The sequence below is a fragment of the Nodosilinea sp. LEGE 07298 genome, from assembly GCF_015207265.1.
Classification (GTDB): Bacteria; Cyanobacteriota; Cyanobacteriia; order Phormidesmidales; family Phormidesmidaceae; genus Nodosilinea.
On record NZ_JADEXE010000018.1, the window covers coordinates 33,055 to 43,658 of the forward strand.

The following is a 10,604-nucleotide window of genomic DNA, read 5'->3' on the forward strand; positions in this document are numbered from 1 at the left end:
TACAGGGGCGGCATCGGCTGTAGAGGAAGTTATTGTCAGCTTTCTCTACCTTGGGGTTTAAACTGAAGGTAAGAGGGAGGTAGCGCAGGTGGTTGCGGATTGGTGTTTGCCAGTCTGAGGAAAGTCCGGGCTCCCGAAAGACCAGACCTGCTGGGTAATGCCCAGTGCGGGCAACCGTGAGGATAGTGCCACAGAAACATACCGCCGATGGCCTTAGGTCAATAATCTCAGGCACAGGTAAGGGTGCAAGGGTGCGGTAAGAGCGCACCAGCAGTATCGAGAGGTGCTGGCTCGGTAAACCCCGGTTGGGTGCAAGGTCAAGGGGCAAGGTTGGTCTTTTTCCGGCCCCGTTGTTAAGTACCGCAAGAGGCGTTTGGCAACAAACGTCCCAGATAGATAACCGCCCCCCCGAAATGGGGGAACAGAACCCGGCTTATGTCTACCTCCTTCCCATTTATTAACCCTATCGGCTGTGACTGAACTACCGTTGTCCCGACAGCGGCAGCTGGAGCGCTGTGTGCAAGAGTTGGGGCTACCCACCGATATCAGCCTTGATTGGGGTCGTTTAGACCAGGCGCTAACGCACAAGTCGGTGGATGCCCGCTATAACTACGAACAGCTTGAGCTGCTGGGGGACGCAGTCCTGCGCTTGGCGGCTACAGAGTGCCTGCAGGAGAGCTTCCCTGAGGCCTCGGTGGGTGAACTCTCGGCGGTGCGGTCGGTGTTGATCAGCGATCGCAGCCTGGCTCAACTGGCCCACGAGCGCGGTCTGGCCTCCTATCTGACCGTTGGCCCTAGCATGAAAGCTGGCCCCACTCATCTGGCCGATGCCCTAGAGGCCGTAGTCGCCGTACTGTATTTAGAAACCCGTACCCTGGCGCTGGTACGAGCCTGGCTGGACGACTCATTGCGCCAGTTAGCGATCGCGGTACAGCAAGACCCCGCCAGGCAAAATTATAAAGTTGCCCTACAAGAACTTACCCAGGCTCACAGTAAGGCCCTACCCCAGTACTGCACTACCGAACAGCACCCTATAGACGGCGATCCTCAGCGGTATCAATCGACCGTGTGGTTTCGGGAAACCTGTTGGGGAACCGGCTGCGGCCCCACCAAAAAGCAGGCAGAGCAGGCCGCCGCTGCCACCGCCTACGATCGCCTTTGCCAATCCCTTACCCATGACCAACCGCCTGGATCCCCCTGATCGGGCTGCCCCCGATCTCGCTCCCCTGGAGCTAGCCATTTTTGGCCTGGGCCGCTGGGGTACCCACCTGCTGCGTAACTTCCTTGCCCTGCCTGAAGCACGGGTAGTGGCCCTGGTTGACCCCGATCGCCAGCGGCTGCATGACCTGTGCGATCGCTTCGGGTTAGCCAGCACCATTGCATGCTACGACACCTGGACCAAAGCCATCGCCCATCCAGGCCTAGGGGCAGCGGTGATCGCGACCCCCGCTAGCGCCCACTACCCAATGATTAAAGCCGCCCTAGAGCAAGGGCTGCATGTGCTGAGCGAAAAACCCCTCACCCTGGAGCACGCCACCAGTGCTGCCCTGGTTCAACTAGCGATCGCCCAGCAGCGGCAGCTAATGGTTGATCATACCTACCTGTTCCACCCGGCGGTGCAGCGCGGGCGAGATCTCTGTCCAGAACTGGGTACTCTGCGCTACGGCTACTCGGCCCGCACCAACCTTGGCCCCGTGCGTCCCGATGCCGACGCGTTCTGGGATCTGGCCATTCACGATGTTTCTATTCTCAACCATTGGCTGGGGGCGCAACCCACCGCCGTTGCCGCCTGGGGGCAAGCGTGGCTACAGACCCAGCTTCAGGAAAACGTTGCCTCGGGGTTAAGCGATGTGGGCTGGCTACGGTTGATCTATGACTTGGGCGATCGCTCCCATCCTCTGGAGGTGATGGTTCACGCCAGCTGGGCTAACCCCGACAAGCAGCGACGGCTAGCACTGGTGGGCGATCGCGGCACCCTGGTGCTCGATGAAAGCCCCCAGACCAATCCGCTTACCCTGTATCGGGGGCAGTTTCAGACCCAATCGTTCCCCTTTGTACCCATAGGTTCCCAGGCGGAGGCGATCGCGATCGCGCCTGTCGAACCCCTACGCGAAATGTGCCGCCATTTCCTTCATTGCGTTGCGGCAAATCAGCCTTCGCCAATTTCCTCAGGACAAATGGCATCTGAACTGGTCAAGGTGATGACCGCTATTTCCACTGCCGCTGAAACTGGTGAAATCATCTCAGTTTAGTCGTGGTTTGCTTACCGAATTGCTCACAAAACTTTAATACCTTTACCTGGTAGTTCTACGGAGGGATGGGGCAACATACATCGGCAGACCGATGTGCGCCATGTTAGATGCAGGTTACTTTGTATACGTTACTTCATGAACCTGCAACTTCATGAACCTAAAACTAAGCTTGCTTTGACAACTTGATTTGACGGGCTATAACTGAAAAAACTCGTCGCCTTTCTGTCAGGGCTAAGGGTTGGAGTTTCTGGTCGTCAACCATTGTTCACCCTCACACACCTGAACTATGAATTACTCCTATTGGATTGCGGCGACAGCAGTTTTAGGGATCTGCGGTGCGTCTGCACAGGCTGTGGCTGCGCCCCGAGACTTGCAAACAACTCCCATGACTATGGCCGACGCCTTGGCCGTCGAACAGCACAGTCAGGATAGTCTTAACCGCTTGGCTAGCGAAGTCGATCAACAGGTCGGACCTCAAGAAAGCAACGGCATTGGCGAACTGGCTGATTCTCTGCAAATGCCCTTTTTAAACGACCTTGTAGATGAGTCTGGGGAGCTTAACCTGCCCCTGGGGCTAACTGTTTACGATGCTATGGGCACAACATCAGTCGGGTTTGGCTCTAAGTTCTAGTTTGTTCTAGCTTGGGCTTATTGCCGCTTAGCCTAGCCCATTAGCCTAGGGCTGCCCCCAGGGCTAAGGCGCTAAGCAGTCACCCCAGCCCGGTATACTACCAAGGAAGGAAAGTGGGATACCGGGTTTTGGGCGTCGATCTTCGCAGCTATGTCTACATTGATAATCTTCAGCCCCAGCATGCGGCCTACATGGGCACTGTATCGCTGGGTTTTTTACCGCTGCCAGGTGATGCATCCCTCTGGATAGAAATCTCCCCCGGTATTGAAATCAACCGCATTCTCGATATTGGCCTCAAGGCAGCGGTAGTACGCCCAGGCACGCTAATTGTGGAGCGTCTCTACGGGCTGCTTGAAATTCATGCCAGTAACCAAGGCGAAGTGCATGCCGCAGGCGGGGCAATGCTCTCGGCCCTAGGGCTATCTTCCTATCGCGAGCGGCTCAAACCCCGGATTATTTCTAGCCAAGTGATTCGCAATCTGGATCCGCATCACGTACAGCTTATTAACCGCACTCGTCGGGGCAACATGATTGTTGCGGGTCAAACCCTTTACGTGTTTGAGGTAGAGCCTGCAGCCTATGCCTCTTTAGCGGCTAACGAAGCTGAAAAAGCAGCCCTGATCAATATTTTGCAGATTAGCTCGGTGGGCAGCTTTGGGCGACTCTACCTAGGGGGCGAAGAACGCGACATTTTGGCCGCCCAGCAGGCAGTACTGGCGGCGATGGAAGCTGTTCCAGGGCGCGAGCAAAAAGTTGTCCAGCGCAATGAGTAGATTTAGAAAGAACGATTTCTCCCTGTAAAGCCAGTGCTCTTCACTATTCTTCACAGGGTTCATTCTGACGTAGGCCGTAGGCGGTTTGGCGGCGGCAGGGTTATTAACCCCATGTTTTTCATAGCCTAGTCCGCAAATCAGCACTGCTCAATCGCCCTTTGTTTTGCGATTAGAAATTGTTTTTAACCAGTGTGGGGAACGAATTGGTTCTATCGCTAGATAGATAGTCGCCTCTTCCTACCGTGTTACAACTCTTCAGGTCTGGTTAAGCAATGTAAATTTGTTTTGCCAGTTGATTTCAAACCCTGTCAGGACGTAACTTCAAATGACTCCGAACACTCTGCGCATCGCACTAGGTCTACTGCTGTTTGGCGCTGCTCCTCTAGCGGTTACCGCCTTTCCCCAGCAGGCTATTTCCGATACCCACATGTCTCAAGTTGAGGAGCCCGCTGCGGAAGAACCCGCTGAGGTTGACCAACCTACTGCTGAGGAGCCGACCGAGGTCGAGCAGCCCATGGCCACTATGGAGCAGTCGATTGCTGAGATTGCTGCTGGCGACGAAAACTTCGAAATTTTAACTGCCGCAATTGAAGCGGCTGGCCTGACCGAAGCCCTGAGCAATCCAGACCTCTCTGTAACTGTGTTTGCCCCTACTGACGAAGCCTTTGAAGCGCTGCCCGAAGGCACCCTAGATACCCTGCTGCTGCCTGAGAACCGTGACCAACTCGCCCAAATTTTGAGCTACCACGTCTTGGATGGTGAGGTGCTCTCTACCGATCTGGCCTCTGGGGAAGTCGATACCCTGGCTGGTGCTCCCATTATGGTGATGGTGGGTGAAGAAGCGGTCACTATTAACGACGCAAACGTACTTGCTACCGATATCGAAGCTAGCAACGGCGTTATCCATGTTATTGACTCGGTGCTGCTGCCGATGTAGTCTCCCGCATTAGCCATCGCTATAGTTCGCGAGCGGTCGTCCTGCTAGGGCGATCGCTTGTGTGCAGAGACAATTTGGCTCACCTCTCAACTCTTGAAGCAAAGACTTTGGCCCAGGACAAAACTCAGCCCACTCGGCCTGTCGCAGTGAAACCCAGATAAGTAATGAGCTAGAAAGTAACGAGCTAGAACAGGCTAATCGAGGCGCTCGTTCGCTGAGAACAGTTTGTTGAAGTATCATCAGCAATAGGAGCAAGGTTTTTATTAGCCCCAGACTAGCGGCGTGGCTCAAAAGAGCTGGTACCTGCGTCACCAGTGTAAGGGCACGTAGCAATTGAGGGCATACTTCGCTCTAGGGGCATACTTAGATTTCAGTGACGGTTTCAACGACAGGCTAATTGCGGTGAATGTCAGAGCATGAAGGATTCCACTCCCGGCGACCAAAAGCAGCTTCTGCTGATTGACGACGACCCCAACTTGATCTTGTTAGTCAAGGACTATCTGGAGTTCCGTGGCTTTGAAGTCAAGACAGCAGGAAACGGGCGAGAAGCGCTGGACATGCTGGAAGACACCATCCCAGACATGATTATCTGCGATGTGATGATGCCCGAGATGGATGGCCATGCCTTTGTGCGCAACGTGCGCGAAAACCCCGCTACTGAGTGGATTCCCATTCTGTTTTTGTCGGCTAAAGGGCAAAGTCAGGATCGGGTTAAGGGGCTGAATACCGGTGCCGATGTCTACATGGTCAAACCCTTTGAGCCCGAAGAACTGGTGGCTCAGGTCGAGTCTTCGCTCAAGCAAGCATCGCGGCTGATCAAGCAGCAAATTAAAGGTGGCGGCAGCCCGGCCATTCAGGTGCCCTTTGATGTAGAGCTTACCCCGACTGAACTTCGGGTAGTGCAGTTTGTGGCCCGAGGCATGGCCAACCGTGAGATTGCTAACGAGCTACAGGTCAGCCAGCGCACGATTGAGAGCCACGTCAGCAATATGCTGGGTAAGACGGGTCTGAATAACCGCACCGAGCTAGCCCGCTGGGCGATCGAAAACAATAAGGCTTAGAAAAGGGTTTAAGGTACAGGGTGTGAGGTTTGAGGAGTTGCCTTGAACCCTATACCCGTGAACCGTGAACCTTTCCTCCTATGACAACTGCGCCCCTCAGCTGGTCGGCCCTAGAAGAGATAGCCGACTTTTCGGTTGATTACGTCAATGGCCCCACCAATGCTCAGTCTCGGCTGCGCCTGTTTGGCCACCCCGAGAGTGCGGTACGGGTGACGCTCTACCGCGACAACCACGCCTGGTGCCCCTACTGCCAAAAAGTGTGGCTGTGGCTGGAAGAAAAGCAAGTGCCCTACCGGATCGAAAAGGTCACCATGTTTTGCTACGGCGAGAAAGAAGCCTGGTACAAACGCAAGGTGCCTTCGGGAATGCTACCCGCCCTGGATCTGGATGGGCGGATGATTACCGAGAGCGACGACATTCTGCTGGCCCTAGAAAATGCCTTCGGTCCCCTAGTTTGGGGTATGAAAGACCCAGCGGTGGTACCCCTGCGCCAGCTGGAGCGGATGCTGTTTCGGGCCTGGTGTATGTGGCTGTGTCAGCCAGCGCGATCGCCCGCAGCAGACCAGCGGGCGGGCGACCAGTTTGTGGGCGTGGTGCAGCGGGTTGAGCAGGCGCTGGCCAGTACCCCTGGCCCCTTCTTTTTGCCAGAGTTTAGCACCGCCGATATCGTGTTTGTGCCCTATGTGGAGCGCATGAATGCTAGCCTTTACTACTACAAAGGCTATGGGCTACGGGAAGAAAACCCTCGACTGAAGGATTGGTTTGACGGTTTAGAGAGCCGCTCTACCTATCGCGGCACTCAAAGCGATTTTCATACTCACGTGCACGACCTGCCGCCGCAGATGGGGGGCTGCTATGAGAATGATTTGCCCCAGACGCGCCGCAACCAGGCTCAGGTTGATCTAGGCCCCTGGTTTGGCCTGCCTGATGTCGCTTATCCAGAACCGGAGACGTCTCGGGTTGAGGCTCTGACCCGAATGGTGAAGCACCGGGACAACGTGATTAAAGTGAATCCTGTCGAGCGGGATGTGATTGATCTGGCCTTGCGCTGTGCGTTGACGCGTTTGATGACGGGGGAGGTGTGTGAGCCGCCCGCCGGATCAGAGATGGGACTGCGGTACCTGCGCGATCGCATCAATGTGCCCCGCGATATGTCGATCTACGCCGCCAAGCGCCTGCGCGAAGCGCTGGAGGCCACCGCTGCCCTGGCCGGAGACGCCCAACCCGAGCCACTGCCCATCCGCCATCGCCGCGACCAAGACCCGGCCAATTTTGCGATGGTATAGGGTTTGTGCGCTGAGGCACCCGGTCCCTTCCGTGCTGCTAATAGAGGCTTAAAGGCGGCATCAAAGGGACCGGGTGCCTAACCCCGCCCTAGATGCCATGGCTTTTGCCTACTACCCAGCTGCGGCGGAAGAAGCGAGCCAGGCTGCTTTCGCTCAGCGTTAGGCAAATGGGTCTGCCGTGGGGGCAGGTGCGCGGGTTGCGGGTGCGCTGCCAGTCATCGAGCAGGGTTTGCATTGTAGGGAGATTGAGCGGAGTGCCGTTGCGGATGGCGGTGCGGCAGGCGATCGCCACCTGTGCCGTATCCAGATTGCCGCCCAGGCTGAGTTCAAGCAGCGCGTCGGGCAGATCGTCGCGATCGCACAGGGGTTCTGGCACTTGCCGAATCGCCCAGCGGTTAGGGCCAAACTCCTCCGGCGCTAGATCCAATCGCTGGAATTGCTCCAGCTGTTTTTCATTTAGCCCTTCCAACACAACTGGAGTAGCTAACGGCACCAGCTGCCACTGGTCTTGCAGCCGTTCGTAGAGCACCCGCTCATGGGCGATGTGCTGTTCAATCAGACACAGCCCGTCGGCTTGTTCGGCCAAAATGTAGCGGCTGTGCACCTGGGCGATCGCTCGCAAACTGCCGGGGCGATCGCGGTAGGGTAGCCCATCCGACAAATCGCCTGCTGGGCCATAAGCCCCTCCCGGTTCTGCCGTTTTGAGCAACTGGGTAACCCGCTGCTGCTGGTGACTATCGGGCAGACTAGCGGCATTCTGACCCAAAAGCGCCTCAATATGGCTCTGACAAAGCTTTACCCAGCCATCGAGCTGGTGCAGATAAAGGGTGCTTTTGTCGGGGCGGCGGTTCCAGTCGATGTCGCTGGGGGCGACGGTGAGGTGGATAAAGGCCAGCGGGTAGCGGTGGCGGGGCAGGGTGTGGCGAAACGCTTGCAGAAGGCACTGCTCCAGCTCAGGTACCATCACCAGTCGCCCATTTACCGCTACTTTGACCCAGTCGGGGCGGGGGCGATGACAGCGATCGGGTAGGCCGATCAGACCGTAAATGCCTTTGTCCATGCCGATATCTTCCTCGGCCCAGGGAACCGCCTGCCAGCCCTCATGCAGATCGGTCTCAGCGAGCGATCGCACCATTTGCGGCACCAGGCCCCGAGCGGTGGGGCTGGGGGTCAGGGCTAGCCAGGGGCGATCGTTGAGCTGGGCGGCCCAGGTCACAGTGGGGTGAGCCAGGGCACAGTGGTACAGCACCCGCTGCACCTGGGCTAACTGGCGCGGGATGGCGGGCAACCGCTGGCGGCGGGCAGGCCAGCGATCGAACAGGTGGGTCAGGGTGACGACGCTGCCGGGGGCCATCGCTACGGGGATTGTGGCTAACGGTTCCCCCTGGGCCGAATAGTTAACCCGCCAGCCCGACTCATCGCTGGAGGGGCGACTGCAAATCTCTAGCTGGGCCGCCTGGGCCAGACTGTGCAGAGCTTCGCCCCGAAAGCCTAGACTGTGAACCTGCCACAGGTCGGCCTGGGTGCGAATTTTGCTGGTGCTGTGGGGAATCGCCGCCTGGTGAAGGTTGTCTAGGGCCATAGCGATGCCGTTGTCGGCCACCTGCACCCGCCCCTGCTCAGGCCAGAGGGCAATGGTGATATGGGTGGCCCCAGCATCAAGGCTGTTTTCGACCAGTTCGCGCACCGCTGCCGCCAGCGAGTCAATTACCTCTCCGGCGGCAATGCTGTGAACCACTTCCCCAGGCAGCGGTTGAATAGGGCGACTGGGGTCGGTGGGGGGCGAGTCGGCGACAGGAATGGGAACCACTCTCCAGGGGCAACTCTTTCAATGCTACTGCGAGAAGACCAGACCAGTACAAAGGATCGAGGATGGTTTGACAGCAGCGGCGATACCAGGATGAATACTCATTTTTGAAGCGATTTGCCTGCAGCTATCTAGAAAGACGCTCAAACACGCTTTAAAAAAATTCGCCAAAAGAAAAAATCGTAAAAATGGCGTCTAACACCGTTTTGGGAGACAATCGATTGAATTTTCTCATTCATAGGAGCCAATTAGGCTGCAGTTTTGTCTATGTTTGCCATATAAAGTTTGCCGGACCTATTAAGGTTTGTTACATTGCAGGAGAACGCCTTCCTCAGGATCCTCCTCACCATGAATCGCTTCTTTGGCCTCCTGCCCAAGCCTTCTCCTCTGCGGCCCAAGTCGCGCGTGTACGACCTGAAAGAGCGGCTTGACTGGGGCGAACCAGCCCTGACTATCATCGACGTGCGCGATCGCGCCGACTTCAACCACAGCCACATCACTGGCGCGATTTCCATACCCGCCGACTCGCTGATGGCTACGGCCCCTCAGTGCTTTGAGGTGACTCGCGATCTCTATGTCTACAGCAACACCGACGATGAGGCCGCTGCGGTAGCCGAGCAGCTGCGAGCCGCTGGCTTTTCTCGGGTGGCCATTGTGCGCGGTGGGGTCGCCGCATGGAAGGCCGCTGGCTTTCCGATCGAGGTCATCCGCACGGTAGCCTAAACTGACCTAACGTAAATGTCACTGAAATAAGCTGAAATAAGCCCTCGCAGATCGCCAGAAGTCTCGGTCTGCAATACTTTCTAAAATACAAGGGTGAGCACGGCCCACCAGCCTTAATTTAGTGACATTCGACATCGAGTAGCAACGTCAGACTAGCGGCAGCGGCATGGGGCAGACGACAGGCATTGTGCAGAATAGCGGTCATTCTTCTGCCGTAGAAAAGCTTGGTAAACAGGTGGTAACCTATAGCCGCGCCCACACCCTGGTGCCCACCTACGAATGCTTTAACCGCTGCACCTACTGCAACTTTCGGGCTGAGCCGGGGCGATCGCCCTGGCTCAGGCTCAGCGATGTGGCGCAGCAGCTGCCCATGCTGCGCCAGCGAGGCGTATGTGAGGTGCTGGTGCTCAGCGGCGAGGTTGCCCCCGGTAGCCCCCGCCGCGCCGACTGGCTGGGCCACATTCGACAAATCTGCGAGCTGGCCCTAGAGGCTGAGCTGCTGCCGCATACCAACGCTGGCCCTCTGAGCCAAGCCGAGATGGCGCAGCTGCGTGAGGTTAACGTCTCAATGGGGCTGATGGTGGAGCAGGTGACACCCAAGCTGCTGGAGACGGTGCACCGCTACGCCCCCAGCAAGCGCCCCGAGGTGCGTTTGCAGCAGCTGGAGTGGGCGGGCGAACTGGGCATTCCCTTCACCACCGGGCTACTACTGGGGCTGGGTGAAACGGAGTCAGACTGGGTGGAGTCGCTGCGGGCGATCGCCACCATCCACCGCCGCTACGGCCATATTCAAGAAGTCATTTTGCAGCCCCACAGCCCCGGCCAGCACCAGCTACAGCCGAGGATGGCACTTGGTGAATCTGCCCTAGTGAGGGCCGTAGCTTTGGCAAAAGAACACCTGCCCGCCGATATCACCCTTCAAATTCCGCCCAACCTGGTCAGTCACACAGGACTGCTGGCTTGTCTGGCCGCAGGCGCACGCGATCTCGGCGGCATTAGCCCCATCGATGAGGTCAACCCCGACTACGATCACCCCACACCGGAGTCACTGCGGGCTGCGATCGCCCCCGCTAGTTGGCAACTGCACCCCCGCCTACCCGTCTATCCCAAGTACGATCGCTGGCTGCCTGCAAC

General features: G+C 57.3%; 10 protein-coding genes and 1 other RNA gene. 10 read left to right on the top strand and 1 reads right to left on the bottom strand.

All coding sequences use genetic code 11. The annotated features are described in order from the left end of the window. The first annotated feature begins 75 nt into the window (after positions 1–75). From rnpB to IQ273_RS04400, 8 genes are all read left to right on the top strand, one after another. An RNA gene (gene rnpB / locus IQ273_RS04365) (RNase P RNA component class A) lies at positions 76–451 on the top strand. A gap of 21 nt (positions 452–472) precedes the next feature. Then, a complete protein-coding gene (locus IQ273_RS04370; protein ID WP_194021952.1) occupies positions 473–1,201 on the top strand; it encodes a ribonuclease III domain-containing protein in 729 nt (242 codons plus the stop codon). After that, the gene (locus tag IQ273_RS04375) at positions 1,176–2,252 is read left to right on the top strand and encodes a Gfo/Idh/MocA family protein (protein WP_194021953.1); all 1,077 of its coding nucleotides are present in this window, start codon (positions 1,176–1,178) and stop codon (positions 2,250–2,252) included. Before IQ273_RS04370 ends, IQ273_RS04375 begins: the two co-directional genes overlap by 26 nt. Before the next feature lie 286 nt (positions 2,253–2,538). Next, a complete protein-coding gene (locus tag IQ273_RS04380) occupies positions 2,539–2,883 on the top strand; it encodes a hypothetical protein (RefSeq protein ID WP_194021954.1) in 345 nt (114 codons plus the stop codon). A 128-nt stretch (positions 2,884–3,011) separates the two neighbouring features. Further along, positions 3,012–3,656: a hypothetical protein gene (locus tag IQ273_RS04385; RefSeq protein WP_194021959.1), complete on the top strand. Its 645-nt coding sequence runs from the start codon at positions 3,012–3,014 to the stop codon at positions 3,654–3,656. Positions 3,657–3,981: 325 nt separating this feature from the next. Continuing rightward, positions 3,982–4,593, top strand: a complete 612-nt coding sequence (locus IQ273_RS04390) for a fasciclin domain-containing protein (RefSeq protein WP_228052313.1) — start codon at positions 3,982–3,984, stop codon at positions 4,591–4,593. A 416-nt stretch (positions 4,594–5,009) separates the two neighbouring features. Next, entirely contained in the window at positions 5,010–5,654 is a 645-nt protein-coding gene (locus IQ273_RS04395; RefSeq protein ID WP_106872081.1) for a response regulator transcription factor, read from the top strand. A gap of 80 nt (positions 5,655–5,734) precedes the next feature. Further along, positions 5,735–6,940, top strand: coding sequence for a glutathione S-transferase family protein (locus tag IQ273_RS04400; RefSeq protein WP_194021955.1), 1,206 nt, complete (start codon positions 5,735–5,737; stop codon positions 6,938–6,940). An 88-nt stretch (positions 6,941–7,028) separates the two neighbouring features. Here the strand turns inward: IQ273_RS04400 and mutL are convergent, their stop codons facing one another. Continuing rightward, positions 7,029–8,750, bottom strand: a complete 1,722-nt coding sequence (gene mutL / locus IQ273_RS04405) for a DNA mismatch repair endonuclease MutL (RefSeq protein WP_313898016.1) — start codon at positions 8,748–8,750, stop codon at positions 7,029–7,031. Positions 8,751–9,095: 345 nt separating this feature from the next. Between mutL and IQ273_RS04410 the strand changes: the two genes are divergently transcribed. Both IQ273_RS04410 and cofG read left to right on the top strand, forming a co-directional pair. Further along, complete coding sequence (locus tag IQ273_RS04410; RefSeq protein ID WP_194021956.1) at positions 9,096–9,470, top strand: rhodanese-like domain-containing protein; 375 nt, start codon at positions 9,096–9,098, stop codon at positions 9,468–9,470. 166 nt (positions 9,471–9,636) lie between these two features. After that, positions 9,637–10,604 (top strand): 7,8-didemethyl-8-hydroxy-5-deazariboflavin synthase subunit CofG (gene cofG / locus IQ273_RS04415; RefSeq protein ID WP_194021957.1); only part of this gene is annotated, 968 nt, incomplete at its 3' end.

Bases quoted from the DNA above. Each gene is read 5' to 3' on its own strand.
- IQ273_RS04375 (WP_194021953.1), top strand. From the start codon at position 1,176: ATGACCAACCGCCTGGATCCCCCTGATCGGGCTGCCCCCGATCTCGCT.
- IQ273_RS04380 (WP_194021954.1), top strand. From the start codon at position 2,539: ATGAATTACTCCTATTGGATTGCGGCGACAGCAGTTTTAGGGATCTGC.
- IQ273_RS04390 (WP_228052313.1), top strand. From the start codon at position 3,982: ATGACTCCGAACACTCTGCGCATCGCACTAGGTCTACTGCTGTTTGGC.
- IQ273_RS04395 (WP_106872081.1), top strand. From the start codon at position 5,010: ATGAAGGATTCCACTCCCGGCGACCAAAAGCAGCTTCTGCTGATTGAC.
- IQ273_RS04400 (WP_194021955.1), top strand. From the start codon at position 5,735: ATGACAACTGCGCCCCTCAGCTGGTCGGCCCTAGAAGAGATAGCCGAC.
- IQ273_RS04410 (WP_194021956.1), top strand. From the start codon at position 9,096: ATGAATCGCTTCTTTGGCCTCCTGCCCAAGCCTTCTCCTCTGCGGCCC.